Source organism: uncultured Propionibacterium sp. (assembly GCF_963539965.1).
Classification (GTDB): Bacteria; Actinomycetota; Actinomycetes; order Propionibacteriales; family Propionibacteriaceae; genus Propionibacterium.
Genome location: NZ_CAUTOU010000024.1, coordinates 13,696 through 29,884, shown reverse-complemented (window position 1 = coordinate 29,884; position 16,189 = coordinate 13,696). Strand labels below are relative to the sequence as shown.

Here is a 16,189-nt window from a genome sequence, read left to right as displayed (position 1 = left end):
GAGGCGCGCGCCAGCGGCCGGGTCGGCGGCGTCGCGGCCCCGACGGGCGGGCGCGCCGAGCGGACGTTGAGCGACCTGCTCGCCGCGCACGCCGACGTCGTCATCCTCATCGCGGCGCGCATGAGCGGCGCGCGCCTGCGCCAGGTTGTCCGAGTCGTCCCCCTCGTCTCGGCGACCCGCTGGGTCTCGGGCGTCGACTCGGTCGTCTGCGACGATGAGGCGGGCGCGGGCCTTCTCGTCGACCACCTCACCGGCCTCGGGCACGACCGGATCGTCATGATGGCCCCGCCGTGGCGATCCAGCGCACGGGTCGCCGGCTACCGTGCGGCGATGGAGCGCGCGGGCCTGGCCCCGCGCATCCTCGACGTCGGCCACGATCACGACGCCGCGACCGCGGCGACGCTCTCGCTCCTCGCGGAGACCGAGCCGCCAACGGCGATCATGGCCCACAACGACGTCATGGCGTACTCCGTGCTCGACGCCGCAGCGGCATGCGGGACGCGGGTCCCGGAGGAGCTCGCCGTCACCGGCTACGACGACCTCCCGCAGTCGGCCACGCACATGCTGTCCCTCACGAGCGTGGACCAGCACGCCTACGAGATCGGCCGACGCAGCGTCATACGGGCGTGCTCCCTCCTGGACGGGACGGACGAGGGCCCTCTTCCCGCTCTCACGCCGGTTCTCGTGCCGCGGGGCTCGACGGCCGCACGGGCCACGGCCGACAGGACCCGGCGCGGGGCCGCCCGCTGACTCGATGAGCGATTCTGATCCCGATGGGCTTGCGGCCCCCGCACGTGCGGGGGCCGCAAGCCGTGAAGACGGCATCGCTCGCCGACGCCCCGGTGCCCGACGACGTCGTGCGGGCTCCTGCCGGAACGCCGCGAGGGCCCTCAGGGCGTCGGGGCCCTGTCGTGCCGGCGGGTGCGCCCGCTCCTCGCCGGCGGCCGGCTCGTGCCCGGCACGCGGGTCGGACGGTACCCCGGAGGTCCGCCGGGGGAGCCCGATCGCCCGCGCCCGGCGCTATCGTTCACGGTGTGAGCGAGGACCTGTTCGGCGCGGTGACGCCCGCCCGGGAGCCGCACGGCCTGGGCGGCTCACTGGGCGATGCCGTCAACCCCGACGCGCCGCTGGCGGTGCGCATGCGCCCGCGTACGCTCGACGAGATCGTCGGCCAGAAGCAGCTGCTGGCACCCGGCTCCCCGCTGCGCCGCCTGGCCGAGGGCCGGGCCTCGATGAGCGTCTTCCTGTGGGGGCCGCCCGGTGTCGGCAAGACGACGATCGCCTCGGTCGTCTCGCATGTCACCAACCGCCGTTTCGTCGAGATCTCCGCGGTCACCGCCGGCGTCAAGGACGTGCGCCGCGAGCTCGACACCGCCCGCAGGGAGCTGGCCCACGGGCGCTCCACCGTCCTGTTCGTCGACGAGGTGCACCGCTTCAGCAAGGCCCAGCAGGACGTCCTCCTGCCGGCGGTCGAGAACCGCATCATCACTCTCATCGCGGCGACCACCGAGAACCCGTCCTTCTCGGTCATCTCGCCGCTCCTGTCGCGTTCGCTGCTGCTGACCCTGACCCCGCTGTCGTCCGACGACATCAACGAGCTCGTCGACCGGGCGCTGAGCGACGAGCGCGGCCTGCGCACCCCCGACGGCGGCCGCTACACGATCACCGGCGAGGCCCGCGCGGACCTGCTGCGGCTGAGCGGCGGGGACGCCCGCCGCGTCCTGACCTATCTGGAGGAGGCGGCCGCCGGTGCCACCGCGGGGGACACCGCCGCGATCTCATCGGCGATCCTCGCCCGCTCGGTCGACAGGGCCGCCGTCCGCTACGACCGGGACGGGGACCAGCACTACGACGTCATCAGCGCCTTCATCAAGTCGGTGCGCGGCTCCGACCCGGACGCCGCCCTGCACTGGCTGGCGCGCATGATCGAGGCGGGGGAGGACCCGCGCTTCATCGCCCGCCGGCTCGTCGTCCTGGCGAGCGAGGACATCGGCATGGCCGCTCCGAGCGTCCTGCAGACCGCCGTCGCCGCGGCGCAGGCCGTGCAGCTCATCGGCATGCCCGAGGCCCGCATCAATCTGGCCCAGGCGACGATCGCGGCGGCCACCGCGCCCAAGTCGAACGCCGTCGTCACGGCGATCGACGGCGCCCTCGGCGATGTGCGCGCGGGCCGGGCGGGCCCTGTCCCCGCCCACCTGCGCGACGCCCACTACGACGCAGCGGCCGACTACGGACACGGCGTCGACTACCGCTACGCCCACGACTGGCCGCACGGCGTGGCGCCCCAGCAGTACCTGCCCGACGAGCTGGTCGGCACCCGCTACTACCGGCCCACCGGCCACGGCAACGAGCAGCTGGTGGCCGAGAGGCTGGAGACGATCCGTGCCATCCTGGCCGACCGGTCGGGCGCCGCCGACCCGACCGGCGGGCCGGGCAGCGACGGGGCGCGCGGTCAAGGCGCCTGAGAGGGGGCCCGACGGGGCGCACGGGTCCGGACGTGCCGACGGGCCCGTGGCCGGGGCCAGAGCGGGCAGGAGCGAATACGGCCCCCGACCCGCGTGGCCACGGTGGTCCGCCAGGCGGGCCAGAGGTGAGGGATGCGGCCGGACAGGCGGTGGCAGGCAGTAGGATGAGGATTCGGCGCTCAGTACCGGATGAGCGCTCTGCTCCGAGTGCATGAGGGAAAGGCACTATGAAAGCTGCTGAGATCGGCCGTCGCTTCCAGGACTTCTTCGTCTCCAAGGGGCACGCCGCCGTACCGAGCGCCTCCCTGCTGTACAACGATCCCACGCTGCTGTTCGTCAATGCGGGCATGGTGCCCTTCAAGCCGTACCTGATGGGCGAGGAGCCCTCGCCCTGGAAGCGCGCGACGAGCATCCAGAAGTGCGTGCGCACCCTCGACATCGACGAGGTCGGCAAGACCACCCGCCACGGCACCTTCTTCCAGATGCTGGGCAACTTCAGTTTCGGCGACTACTTCAAGGAGGAGGCCATCGAGTACGCCTGGGAGTGGGTCACGGGCCCACGCGAGGACGGCTGCCTCGGTTTCGCCCCCGACAAGGTCTGGGTCACGGTCCTCGGCCCAGGCCACCATCCGGACTACCCCGACGGCGACGTCGAGGCCCGCGAAGCCTGGTTGAAGGTCGGCGTTCCCGCCGGGCACATCCAGGGCCGCGCCCTCAAGGACAACTACTGGCACATGGGCGTCCCCGGCCCCGGCGGCCCCTGCTCGGAGGTCTACATTGACCGCGGGCCCGAGCACGGCCCCGATGGCGGCCCCGTGGTCGACGAGGACCGCTTCCTGGAGATCTGGAATCTCGTGTTCGAGACCGAGGAGCTGTCCGCCGTGCGCGCCAAGGACGACTTCGACATCGCCGGGCCCATCGCCACCCGCAACATCGACACCGGCGCCGGCCTGGAGCGCATCGCCTATCTCATGCAGGGCGTCGACAACATGTACGAGACCGACGAGGTCTTCCCCGTCATCGCCCGCGCCGCCCGGATGGCCGGCAAGACCTACGACGAGGAGCACGACGACGACGTGCGGCTGCGCATCGTCGGCGACCACGTCCGCAGCGCGCTCATGCTCATGACCGACGGGGTGCGACCCGGCAACGAGGCCCGCGGCTACGTGCTGCGCCGTCTCATGCGCCGCTCGATCCGCTCGATGCGCCTGCTGGGCGTCCAGGAGCCCTCGCTGGTGGAGCTGCTCGACGTCTCGCGCTCGTGCATGCACACCACCTATCCCGAGATCGACGAGGCCTGGGAGCGCATCGAGGACGTCGCCGCGGCCGAGGAGGCCACCTTCGCCCGCACCCTGAACTCCGGCACCCAGCTGTTCGACATGGCGGTGGCCGAGACCAAGGCCTCCGGCGCCCTCGTGCTGCCGGGCGACAAGGCCTTCCAGCTGCACGACACCTACGGCTTCCCGATCGACCTGACCCTGGAGATGGCCGCCGAGCAGGGCCTGCAGGTGGACGAGGAGTCCTTCCGCTCCCTCATGGACGCCCAGCGCGCCCGCGCCAAGGCGGACGCCCGCTCCAAGAGGGCCACCACGGCCGGCACCGAGGCCTATGCGCAGCTGCGCGCCGGCGGCGAGACGAACTTCGTCGGCTACTCCGAGCTCGACATCCCCACCAGGGTCCGCGGCCTGATCGCCGGCGGCCAAGTGGTCGACCACGTGGCCGCCGGCCAGACGGTCGAGATCGTCCTCGAGGAGACCCCCTTCTACGCCGAGATGGGCGGCCAGGATTCCGATGCCGGCGTCATCAGGGCCCCCAGCGGCGAGTTCGAGGTCATCGACGTCCAGCGCCCGGTCCCGGGGCTGATCGTCCACACCGTCAGGACCGGCAGCGAACTGGCCGTCGGCGACGAGGTCCAGGCAGCCGTCGACGCCTTCCACCGCCAGGGCTCCTGCCAGGCGCACTCGGCCACGCACATCCTGCACGCCGCGCTGCGCCAGCTCGTCGGCCCGACCGCCACGCAGGCCGGCTCCTACAACAGGCCCGGTTACCTGCGCTTCGACTTCGGTGCCACGCACGGCCTGCCCGACCAGCTGGTCGCCGAGATCGAGGCCCGCTGCAACGAGGCCATCCGCGACGACCTCGAGGTGCGCGCCACACAGATGCCGCTCGAACGGGCCCGGTCGATGGGGGCCATGGCGATGTTCGGCGAGAAGTACCCCGACATCGTCCGCGTCGTCGAGATGGACGGCGCATGGAGCCGTGAACTCTGCGGCGGCACCCATGTCGCCCACTCCAGCCAGATCGGCCTGCTGAACCTGATCACCGAGCAGTCCGTCGGCGCGGGGACCCGCCGGATCGAGGCCCTGGTCAGCACCGACGCCTTCGAGCACATGGCCGGCGAACGCACGCTCGTCAACCAGCTCACCGGCATGCTGCGCGTCCGGCCCGACCGGCTCGTCGAGCGCGTCGGTTCCCTGGTCGACGACCTGAAGACCGCGCAGAAGCAGATCGAGGACATGAGGAAGGCCCAGCTGCTCGCCGGGGCCGGCACCATCGCCGAATCGGCCAAGGACATGTGGGGCGTCGCATTCGCGGCCCGGCACCTGGTCGGCGTCGAGGACGGCTCCCTGCGCACTCTGGCCGGCGACGTGCGCGACCGGTTCGACGACCGTCCGGCAGTCGTGGCCCTGGTCGGCGGCAGCGAGGCCAAGGCCGCCATCGTCGTGGCGACCAACCCGGCCGCCCGCGACAGGGGGCTGAAGGCCGGCGACCTCGTCCGCGAGGGCGCCGCCAGGCTCGGCGGCAGGGGCGGCGGCAGGGACGACCTGGCCCAGGGCGGCGGCACCGACACCGCCAGGACGGCCGAGGCCCTCCAGGCCGTCGAGTACGCGGTCGGGCATGTCCTCCTCGGCTGAGGGCCGGGCCCCGGCCGGGCCGGACCGCGCACCGGCATGGCGTCCCGGGGTGCGCCTGGGCCTCGACTGGGGCGGGGCCCGCATCGGTGTGGCCGCCTGCGACCGGGACGGCATCCTGGCCTACCCGGTCGAGACGGTGCGCAACGACGGGGGCGTGATGACCTCCATCCGGGCGCTCGTGGCGCAGTACGATCCGATCGAGATCGTCATGGGTCTGCCCACGGACCTGCGCGGCAACAAGGCCGGGGTGGCGGCCCGCGCCATGCGCAAGAACGCGCGGCGGGTCAGCGCCGAGTGCAACCGCCCGGTGCGGATGCTCGACGAGCGGCTCACCACCGTTACGGCCGCCCGTCGGCTGGCCGAGACCGGGAGGGACGCCCGCGCGCGCAAGCCCCTCATCGACCAGGCGGCCGCCGTGGCGATCCTGGAACAGGCCATCGACATGGAGAAACGTGACGGAGCGGCACCGGGCGAGGTCATCGACAGGGCCTGAGTCCGATACAGTGGCAGGCCAGATGGGGAGGTGGCGCAATGAAGCCGAAGCGGGCTGCCGACAACGATCTCGACGACTTCTTCGCAGAACCCGGTCGGGCACGCGCCTCGCGCTACTCCGACGAGGATGACGAGTCCCACGACGGGGGGGCCAGCCGGGCCGAGGGCGGGGACTCCGGGGCCGGAGGGCTCGGCGCCGACCTGCTGGGCGGCGAGGCCTCGATCCTCCCCGCCGGGCGGGCGAGGCGCAGTGCCGGCTCCTGGGCCAGGTCGATCATCGCGGTGCTCCTGTCGATCGCCGTCATCGGAGGCGGCGGGTACCTCGGCTTCCAGAAGGCCTCGCAGGCCTGGACGAGCTACCGGGGCGTCGACTACGACGGCTCCGGCGACGAGTCCACCTCCGTGCCGGTGACCATCCGCGAGGGCATGACGATCACCGAGATGGGCGACACCCTCGCCGCCAACCAGGTGGTCGCCTCGTCCAGGGCCTTCGTGCGCATCGCCAACGAGGACGGGCGCTCGAACGGCATCCATGCGGGCACCTACCTGATGAGGCAGCACATGTCGGCCCGGTCGGCGCTCGACTTCCTCGTCGACCCCGGCAACCTGGCGACGAACCTCATCACGCTCCGCGAGGGCCTGCGCAACTCCGAGGTCTTCGCCCAGCTGAGCCAGACGACCGGCATCCCCGTGGCGGATTTCGAGACGGCCGCCGGGGACACCGCCGCACTCGGGCTGCCCGACTACGCCCAGGGCAATGCCGAGGGCTATCTGTTCCCCGAGACCTACACCTACGATCCGGCCGACACGGCCGTCGACGTGCTCACGAAGATGGTCGCCCAGTTCAAACGGATCGCCGCCGAGGAGGATCTCGTCGACAAGGCCGCGGCGCTGGGCCATTCGCCGCACGACGTGGTCGTCGTGGCCTCGATCATCGAGAAGGAGACCACGAACTTCGACTACGGCCCGCAGATCGCCGAGGTCTTCTACAACCGTCTCGGCAGGAACGTGAAACTGCAGTCGGACGCGACGGTCATCTATGCCAACGACATGAGCGGGAGCCTCACGACCACCGACGAGGAGCGCGCGGTCGACTCGCCGTACAACACCTACGTGAAGGACGGCCTGCCCCCGGGGGCCATCTCGAACCCGGGGCGTCAGGCGCTGCACTCGGCGCTCAATCCGGCCGCCGGCGACTACATGTTCTTCGTCGCGGTCAACCCGGACACCGGCGAGACCAGGTTCGCCGACACCGAGGAGGAGCACGCGGCCAATGTCGCGCAGTTCCAGGCCTGGTGCCAGGAGAACGCCGACAGGTGCGGCGGGTAGCCTCCCCGGCCGGCGGGCCCCGGGGCCCGCGCCGATCGTGTCCACGTCCGCAATCCCCCGGTGGAGGCACCCGGCCGGCTGGGATACTTGACACCATGCTGCGTTATCTCACCGCCGGGGAGTCCCACGGCCGGGCGCTCGTCGCCACCCTCGACGGCATCCCGGCCCATGTGCGCGTCTCCTCCGACGACATCCGCCGGGCGCTGGCCCGCCGCCGTCTGGGCGCCGGCCGCGGTGCGCGCATGACGTTCGAGGCCGACGAGGTGACGGTGATCGCCGGTCTCCGCCACGGCCAGACCCTGGGCTCGCCGGTCGCGATCGTCGTCGGCAACACCGAGTGGCCCAGATGGGAGCGGGTGATGAGCCCCGACGAGGTCGACCCGGCCGAGCTCGAGGGCCTCGCCCGCAATGAGGCCCTCACCCGCCCGCGCCCCGGCCACGCCGACCTGGCGGGCATGCAGAAGTACGACTGGGCCGAGGCCCGCCCGCTGCTCGAGCGCGCCAGCGCCCGCGAGACCGCGGCCCGCGTCGCCATCGGCCAGGTGGCCAGGAACTTTCTCGCCCAGGGCTTCGGCATCACCGTCCTGAGCCATGTCGTCGAGCTCGGCGGCATCGCCGCCGCGATCGATGAGCTGCCGCGCATGGCCGATCTCGACCTCATCGACGCCGACCCGGTGCGCTGCTTCGACCCGCGGGCCTCCGAAGCCATGCAGGCCGAGATCGAGGCCTGCCGCAGGGACGGCGACACGCTCGGCGGCATCGTCGAGGTGCTCGCCTGGGGCTGCCCGCCCGGGCTGGGCGCGATGCGCGAGGGCGACACCCGTCTGGATGCCAGGCTCGCCCACGCCCTCATGGGCATCCAGGCCATCAAGGGCGTGGAACTCGGCGACGGCTTCGAGCTGGCCCGTGTGCGCGGTTCCGAGGCCCACGACGAGATCGTCAACGGCCCCGAGGGCATCAGACGCTCCACCCGCCACGCCGGCGGCACCGAGGCCGGCATGAGCACGGGCGAGGTGCTGCGCGTGCGCGCCGCCATGAAACCGATCGCCACGATCCCGCGCGCCATGCGCACCATCGACGTGCGCACCGGCGAGGAGGCCGCGGCCCACCACCAGCGCTCCGACGTCTGCGCGGTCCCGGCCGCCGGCGTCGTCGCGGAGGCCATGGTCGCCCTGACGCTCGCCGAGGCCTGTCTGGACAAGTTCGGCGGCGACTCGCTCGGCGAGTGCCGCCGCAATCACCAGGCCTACCTGTCGCAGCTGTCGGGCCGCGGCCTGTCGGTGCAGCAGTGAACGCGGCACGACCCGCCGGCCCCGGCCGGAGGGAGGAGGGCCAGTCATGACCGCCGTCGACTTCGCCACCGAGAAGCCCCACCGGGCCGTCATCGCACCGGGCGCCCTCGAGCACCTGGGCGAGCACGTCGGCGATGCATCGGGAGTCGCCATCCTCCACGCCCCGCCCCTGGCCCGCGCGGCCCGGCGGGCCGCGGCCATCGTGCGCGCCGCGGGCGCGGAGCCCGTCCTGGTCGAGCTGCCCGCGGGCGAGAGCGCCAAGACCCCCGGGGTGCTCGCCGACTGCTGGAGCGCCCTGGCCGTCGCCGGCTTCACCCGCAGCGACCTCGTCGTCGGCATCGGCGGGGGGGCGACCACCGATCTGGCCGGCTTCATCGCCGCCACCTGGATGCGCGGCATCAGCTGGGTGAGCGTGCCCACCACGGTCCTGGCGATGGTCGATGCGGGCATCGGCGGCAAGACGGGCGCCGATCTGCCCGAGGGAAAGAACCTCATCGGCGCCTTCTGGGAGCCCTCGGCCGTCCTGGAGGACACCGATCTGCTCGCCACCTTGCCGATCGAGGAGCTGCGCGCCGGCCTCGGCGAGGTCATCAAGCACGGATTCATCGCCGACGAGCGCACGCTCGAACTCATCTCGGCGGCCCCGGCCGAGGCCCTCGACCCGGCCAGTGCCCTCATCGGCGAGCTCATCGTGCGCTCCGTGCGGGTCAAGGCCGGCGTCGTCGGTGCGGACCTGCGCGAGGCCACCTCGGTGGGCGACAGGGTCGGGCGCGAGCAGCTCAACTACGGCCACACCATGGGCCACGCGATCGAGGCCGGTGAGCACTTCACCCGTCGGCACGGCGAATGCGTGGGCCTGGGCATGGTCTTCGCCGCCGAACTGGCCCACCGCACCGTCGGGCTGAGCGCCGAGCACGTGGAACGGCACCGTCGGATGCTCGAGCTGGTCGGCCTGCCCACGCACTACCGGGGGATCGGCTGGGAGCAGGCCCGCGAGCTCATGGCCCGCGACAAGAAGGCGCGCGGCGCCACCCTGCGCTTCGTCGGCCTGCGCGCACCCGGTCGCGTCACGATGATCGTCGATCCGCCCGAGCGGGCGCTGCTCGGGGCCTGGAACGCCCTGACCCGGTGAGGCCGCCATGTACGTCCCCGACCACTTCGCCTTCGGCGCCGGCGAGCTCGGCGCCCTTCTGCACCGTGTCGGCGCCGGCGACCTGATCACGAGCGGGCCCGGCGGCCTCGACGCCACCTTCCTGCCCTGGAGCTACGCCCCCGACGAGGGCGCCTGCGGCGTCCTGCGCACGCACGTGGCGAGGATCAACACCCAGTGGCGCGAGCAGGGTCCCGCGATGGTGATCCTGCACGGCCCGGACGACTACATCGACCCGTCCGACCACGAGGGCCCGGGGCAGGTGCCCACCTGGAATTACATCACCATGCACGTGCGCGGCACGCTCATCGCCCACGAGGAGCCGGAGTGGATCATCGACTCGCTCGACGAGCTGGTCGGCGCCCAGCCGACCGGGTGGAGCACGGACGAGATGGGCCCCGAGCGGCTCGCGGCCATGGTCGCCGCGATCGTCGGCGTCGAGCTGCGCATCACCTCGATCACCGGCAAGGCCAAGATGAGCCAGAATCGCCCCAGCAGTGACATCGACGCCCTGGCCGACTCACTGGCGACGCGCCGCAGCCGGGACGAGGAGTCGCAGTACCCGCGCCCGTCCGCCGAGACCATCGAGTACCTGCGCGGACCCTCCCGGGACCACGCCCTGGCCCGTGAACAGGCGGTCGAGCGCGCACGCGCCACGAGGAGGCCCGGCGGATCCGTCGGCTAGGATTGTCGACCGCGGCCGCGTGCCGCTCGGCCGGCCGTCGGTTCACGGTGCGCGCCATCGCCGAGGGCGGGCGCACGCCGCCATCGCGGCCCGTTGACAACTGTGCGAAAGGCTTTCACCAGTGGCTACGACCAATGACATCAAGAACGGCACCGTGCTGAACCTCGACGGTCAGCTCTGGCAGGTCCTGTGGTTCCAGCACCACAAGCCGGGCAAGGGCAACACCGTCGTCCGAACCAAGATAAAGAACGTGCTGAACGGCAAGGTCGTCGATCGCACCTTCCCCGCCGACACCAAGATCGAGACGGCCCAGGTGGACCGTCGCGACATGCAGTACCTGTACAACGACGCCAGCGGCTACGTCTTCATGGACACCGACACCTACGAGCAGCTCACCATCGCCGAGGACGTCATCGGCGACGACAGGGACTATCTGCTCGAGGGCACGACCGTCACGGTCGCGACCAACGAGGAGAACCCCCTGTACATCGACCTGCCGGCCGCCGTCGAGGTGGAGGTCACCTACACCGAGCCCGGTCTGCAGGGCGACCGCTCCACCGGGGGCACCAAGCCCGCCACCGTCGAGACCGGCACACAGGTCCAGGTGCCGCTGTTCATCACCACCGGAGAGCGCATCAGGATCAGCACGGCCGATGGCTCCTACCTCGGCCGCGTCCAGGGCTGATGAGCGGGAACGACGAGCCGATCATCGAGCTGGCGCCGGGGGAGCACCCCCCGGTGCCCGGCGCGGTGAAAGTGGCCAGTACCGATTTCGCGGGCGCCCGCCACTCCACGCGCACCAAGGCCCGCAAACAGGCGCTCGACATCCTGTTCCAGGCCGAGCTGCGCGACGAATCCGTCGACGCGGTGCTGGAGCGCCGGGCCGGGCAGGGCGAGCCGGACATGCGCGAGTTCGCCGCCACGATCCTGCACGGTTACTGGGAGCACGCCGGCGAGGTCGACCAGCGCGTCGCCGAGTGCATCAGCGGCGACTGGGCGCTCGAGCGCATGCCCCGCGTCGACCGCAATCTGGCCCGCATCGCCATGTGGGAGCTGGACTTCACCGGGATCGCCCCGAAGATCGCCATCAGCGAGGCGCTCGAACTCGCCAACGAGTTGAGCAGCGACGAATCGGTCGCCTTCCTCAACGGCCTGCTGAACAAGGCCCTGACCACGCGATCCGGATGAGTCCGGGCCGGGCGGCCCCGACGGGTCCGAGCGACGGGGCCCGTCTCGGACGCGCCGCCGGCGGCGGGCGCGCAACCCTTGCGCTGGTATCGTTCGCCGCGGGCCCCGCCTCGGTCCTGCACTCGCGAACCGCCCCGGGCAGGGAAGGATGGTCATGAACGCGCACGGAGAAGACGCGATTCTGGTTCTCGAGGACGGCCGTGTCTTCCACGGCCAGGCGTTCGGGGACACCGGTGAGACGTTCGGCGAGGCGGTGTTCGCCACCGGCATGTCCGGCTACCAGGAGACCCTCACCGATCCCAGCTACTACGGTCAGGTGGTCGTGGCCACCGCGCCCCACATCGGCAATACCGGGTGGAACGACGAGGACGACGAGTCCGCCCGCATCTGGGTCGCCGGGTATGCCGTGCGCGACCCGGCCCGGATGCCCTCGAACTGGCGCAGCGAGCGAAGCCTGGACGAGGAGCTCGTCAAGCAGGGCGTCGTCGGCATCAGCGGCATCGACACCCGCGCGCTGACCCGTCATCTGCGCGAGCGCGGCGCCATGCGCGTGGGCATCAGCTCCACCGGCACGGACGCCGGCTCCTTGCTGGCCCGGGTCAGGCGGGCCCCGCAGATGACCGGTGCCGATCTGGTCGGTCGCGTCACCGCCGCCGAGCCCTACGTGGTGCCGGCCCCGGGCGGGAAGAGGCTCACCGTCGCCGCCCTCGACCTCGGCATCAAGTCCATGACCCCGCGCCGCCTGTCCGAGCGCGGCATCGAGGTGCACGTGCTGCCCGCCACCACCGGCTGGGAGCAGGTGAGGGCCATCGGCCCGGACGGCCTGTTCCTGTCCAACGGCCCCGGCGATCCGTCCACCGCCGGGGCGGCCGCCGAGCTGTGCCGCGAGGCGCTGACCGCCGGCCTGCCGCTGTTCGGCATCTGCATGGGCAACCAGGTGCTCGGCCGCGCGCTGGGCTTCGGCACCTACAAGCTCAAGTACGGTCACCGCGGCATCAACCAGCCGGTCATCGACCGCGCCACCGGCAGGATCGAGATCACCGCGCACAACCACGGTTTCGCCGTCGCCGCGCCCGTCGACCACCCGGTCGACACCCCCTACGGACGCGTCGAGGTCTCGCACGTCTGCCTGAACGACGACGTCGTCGAGGGCCTGCGACTGACCCGCGGCGGCAGTCTCGCCGCCTTCTCGGTGCAGTACCACCCCGAGGCCGCGGCCGGCCCGCACGACGCCGCGCACCTCTTCGACGCGTTCGCCCGGATGATGACCGATCACCGGACCGGGGCGGGGGAGCAGGCCTGATGCCCAAGCGCACCGACATCTCGTCCATCCTCGTCATCGGCTCCGGCCCGATCGTCATCGGCCAGGCCGCCGAGTTCGACTACTCCGGCACCCAGGCCTGCCGTGTCCTGCGCGACGAGGGTTACCGCGTCATCCTGGTGAACTCCAATCCGGCCACGATCATGACGGACCCCGAGTTCGCCGATGCCACCTACATCGAGCCGATCACCCCCGAGTTCGTCGAGAAGGTCATCGCCGCCGAGCGCCCCGACGCCCTGCTGGCCACCCTCGGCGGCCAGACGGCCCTGAACACGGCCATCTCGCTGCACGAGTCCGGGGCGCTCGAGGAGTACGGCGTCGAGCTCATCGGCGCCAGCATCGACGCGATCCAGCGCGGCGAGGACCGCGAGCAGTTCAAACGGATCGTCGAGGGCCTCGCGGTAGGCGGCCCCGAGGTCGCCCGCTCCCGCACCTGCCATCGCCTCGAGGACGTCGAGCAGGCCGCCGAGGAGCTCGGTTACCCGCTCGTGCTGCGCCCCAGCTACACGATGGGCGGCGTCGGCTCCGGCTTCGCGCACGACCACGACGAGCTCGTCGCGATGGCGGCCACAGGCCTGGACGCCAGCCCCGTCACGGAGATCCTGATCGAGGAGTCGGTCCTCGGCTGGAAGGAGTTCGAGCTCGAGGTCATGCGCGACAAGGCGGACAACGTCGTGATCGTGTGCTCCATCGAGAACGTCGACCCGATGGGCGTCCACACCGGCGACTCGATCACCGTGGCCCCGGTCATGACGCTGACCGACCGGGAATACCAGCGCATGCGCGACGTCGGCATCGGGATCATCCGGGCCGTCGGCGTCGACACCGGCGGCTGCAACATCCAGTTCGCGGTCAACCCCGACAACGGCCGCCTGATCGTCATCGAGATGAACCCGCGCGTCTCGCGCTCCTCGGCCCTGGCCTCAAAGGCAACCGGCTTCCCGATCGCCAAGATCGCCGCCAAGGTCGCCGTCGGCTACACGCTCGACGAGATCCCCAACGACATCACCCGGCAGACGCCGGCCAGCTTCGAACCCGCCCTCGACTACGTCACCGTCAAGGTGCCGCGGTTCGCCTTCGAGAAATTCCCCTACGCCGACTCCACGCTGACCACCCACATGAAGTCGGTCGGCGAGGCCATGGGCATCGGCCGCGACTTCACCGAGGCCCTCGGCAAGGCCCTGCGCTCCACCGAGCAGGGCTCCGGGTTCTGGCTGTCCGACCGTTTCGGCGGCGACGCCGACGCCGTCTGCCGGTCCCTGGCCCGCCCGCACGACGGACGGGTCCTGGAGATCGGCGAGGCGCTGCGCGCCGGCGTCAGCACCGAGAGGCTCTTCGAGATCACCGGCATCGACCCGTGGTTCCTCGACCAGCTGGCCCTCATCCAGGAGGTCGGCGAGCAGGTCCGCACCGCCGATGCGCTCGACGGGCGCCTGCTGCGCAAGGCCAAGCGCCACGGCATCTCCGACCGGCAGATCGCCGTCCTGCGCGGCCTCGACGAGGCCCAGGTGCGCGCCCGGCGTTGGGAGCTGGGCGTCCGCCCCGTCTACAAGACGGTCGACACCTGCGCCGCCGAGTTCGCCGCCCGCACGCCGTACCACTACTCGAGCTACGACGAGGAGACCGAGGTCGCCCGGCGCAGCAGGCCCGCCGTGCTCATCCTCGGTTCGGGGCCCAACCGCATCGGCCAGGGCATCGAGTTCGACTACTCCTGCGTCCACGCGGCCCACGTGCTCAGCGCCAACGGCTACGAGTCGGTCATGGTCAACTGCAATCCCGAGACCGTCTCCACCGACTACGACACCTCCGACCGCCTGTACTTCGAGCCGCTGACCCTCGAGGACGTCCTGGAGGTCTACCAGGCCGAGTGCCAGGTCGGCCCCGTCGCCGGTGTCATCGTCCAGCTCGGCGGCCAGACCCCGCTGCGCCTGAGCCAGCAGCTCAAGAACGCCGGCGTGCCGATCGTCGGCACCACGCCCGAGGCGATCTTCCTGGCGGAGGACCGCGAGGCCTTCGAGAGGGTGCTCGACGATGCGGGGCTGCCCGCTCCGAGGTACGGCATGGCCACCAGCTTCGAGCAGGCCCGGGCCGTCGCCGAGGGCATCGGCTACCCGGTGCTCGTACGCCCCAGTTATGTGCTCGGCGGCCGCGGCATGGAGATCGTCTACGACGAGCCCTCACTGGCCGGCTACATCGAGAACTCCACGCTCATCGGCCCCGACTCCCCGGTTCTGGTCGACCGCTTCCTCGACGACGCCATCGAGATCGACGTCGACGCGCTCTACGACGGCACCGAGCTGTACGTCGGCGGCATCATGGAGCACATCGAGGAGGCCGGCATCCACTCCGGCGACTCGGCCTGCTCGCTGCCCCCGGCCACGCTCGGCGATGCGGTCCTCGAGCACATCCGCGCCAGCACCGAGGCCGTCTCCAGGGGCGTCGGCGTGCGGGGCCTGATCAACATCCAGTACGCCCTGGCCGCCGACACCCTGTACGTCATCGAGGCCAACCCGCGCGCCTCGCGCACCGTTCCGTTCGTCTCGAAGGCCACCAACACCCAACTGGCCAAGGCCGCGACGCTCATCATGCTCGGCTCCTCGATCGCCGACCTGCGTGCCGGGGGCATGCTGCGCCCCCGGCACGACGGCGCCGCCCGCTGGCGCGGCATGCCGATCGCCGTCAAGGAGGCCGTCATGCCGTTCAGCCGCTTCCTGACCAAGCAGGGCCGCAGCGTCGACACGCTGCTCGGACCCGAGATGCGCTCCACCGGCGAGGTCATGGGCATCGATCGCACCTTCGGCGTGTCCTTCGCCAAGGCCCAGGACGCCGTCTACGGCTCGCTGCCCACCGGGGGCACCGTATTCGTCTCGGCGGCGAACCGCGACAAGCGCCACATCATCCTGCCGCTCAAGGAACTGGCGCAGATGGGCTTCACAGTCCTCGCCACCGAGGGCACCGCGAGCGTGCTGATGATGCACGACATCGACGTGACCACCGTGCGCAAGCACACGGAGGGCCGGGGCCCGAACGGCGAGCCCACCATCGTCGATCTCATCGAGGCCGATGAGGTCTCGCTGATCTTCAACACACCCACCGGTGAGACCCGCGGCGGGCGGCCCCGCGGCGACGGCTACGAGATCCGCACGGCGGCCATCGGCCACGGCGTGCCCTCGATCACCACCGTCCAGGCGCTCGAATCGGCCGTTCAGGCGATCCAGGCGGTGCGCAGCGGGGGCGTCTCGGTGCGCTCGCTCCAGGCGTGGGGCACCGACATGGACGAGCACTTCGCCCAGGCCGACTGAAACAATCACATCCAGGGGCCGCGACCGCGGGCCGCTGACGAGAACGAGGA

The 16,189-nt window shown here is 71.6% G+C and carries 12 protein-coding genes; all 12 read left to right on the top strand.

The features are described from left to right. Positions 1-750 (top strand): substrate-binding domain-containing protein (locus R2N01_RS05910; RefSeq protein WP_316669424.1); only part of this gene is annotated, 750 nt, incomplete at its 5' end. A 284-nt stretch (positions 751-1,034) separates the two neighbouring features. Continuing rightward, complete coding sequence (locus R2N01_RS05905) at positions 1,035-2,465, top strand: replication-associated recombination protein A (RefSeq protein WP_316669421.1); 1,431 nt, start codon at positions 1,035-1,037, stop codon at positions 2,463-2,465. Between the two features lie 227 nt (positions 2,466-2,692). Next, the gene (gene alaS / locus R2N01_RS05900; RefSeq protein WP_316669419.1) at positions 2,693-5,380 is read left to right on the top strand and encodes an alanine--tRNA ligase; all 2,688 of its coding nucleotides are present in this window, start codon (positions 2,693-2,695) and stop codon (positions 5,378-5,380) included. Positions 5,381-5,429: 49 nt separating this feature from the next. After that, positions 5,430-5,873: a Holliday junction resolvase RuvX gene (ruvX, locus tag R2N01_RS05895; protein ID WP_316669426.1), complete on the top strand. Its 444-nt coding sequence runs from the start codon at positions 5,430-5,432 to the stop codon at positions 5,871-5,873. Between the two features lie 38 nt (positions 5,874-5,911). After that, positions 5,912-7,201, top strand: coding sequence for an endolytic transglycosylase MltG (mltG, locus tag R2N01_RS05890; protein WP_316669418.1), 1,290 nt, complete (start codon positions 5,912-5,914; stop codon positions 7,199-7,201). Between the two features lie 95 nt (positions 7,202-7,296). Then, positions 7,297-8,493 (top strand): chorismate synthase, encoded by a 1,197-nt coding sequence (aroC, locus tag R2N01_RS05885; RefSeq protein ID WP_316669416.1) that lies wholly within the window; start codon positions 7,297-7,299, stop codon positions 8,491-8,493. A gap of 46 nt (positions 8,494-8,539) precedes the next feature. Then, entirely contained in the window at positions 8,540-9,625 is a 1,086-nt protein-coding gene (gene aroB, locus R2N01_RS05880) for a 3-dehydroquinate synthase (RefSeq protein WP_316669414.1), read from the top strand. A gap of 7 nt (positions 9,626-9,632) precedes the next feature. Next, the gene (locus tag R2N01_RS05875; RefSeq protein ID WP_316669412.1) at positions 9,633-10,328 is read left to right on the top strand and encodes an FMN-binding negative transcriptional regulator; all 696 of its coding nucleotides are present in this window, start codon (positions 9,633-9,635) and stop codon (positions 10,326-10,328) included. 121 nt (positions 10,329-10,449) lie between these two features. Then, positions 10,450-11,013, top strand: a complete 564-nt coding sequence (gene efp / locus R2N01_RS05870) for an elongation factor P (protein ID WP_316669410.1) — start codon at positions 10,450-10,452, stop codon at positions 11,011-11,013. After that, on the top strand, positions 11,013-11,516 hold the full coding sequence (nusB, locus tag R2N01_RS05865) for a transcription antitermination factor NusB (RefSeq protein WP_316669408.1): 504 nt from the start codon (positions 11,013-11,015) through the stop codon (positions 11,514-11,516). Before efp ends, nusB begins: the two co-directional genes overlap by 1 nt. Positions 11,517-11,670: 154 nt before the next feature. Continuing rightward, a complete protein-coding gene (carA, locus tag R2N01_RS05860; protein ID WP_316669406.1) occupies positions 11,671-12,819 on the top strand; it encodes a glutamine-hydrolyzing carbamoyl-phosphate synthase small subunit in 1,149 nt (382 codons plus the stop codon). Then, positions 12,819-16,139 carry a carbamoyl-phosphate synthase large subunit gene (gene carB, locus R2N01_RS05855; RefSeq protein ID WP_316669404.1) on the top strand — a complete coding sequence of 1,107 codons (3,321 nt, stop codon included), beginning with the start codon at positions 12,819-12,821 and terminating at the stop codon, positions 16,137-16,139. The genes carA and carB overlap by 1 nt, the downstream gene beginning before the upstream one ends. The last annotated feature ends 50 nt before the right edge of the window (positions 16,140-16,189 follow it).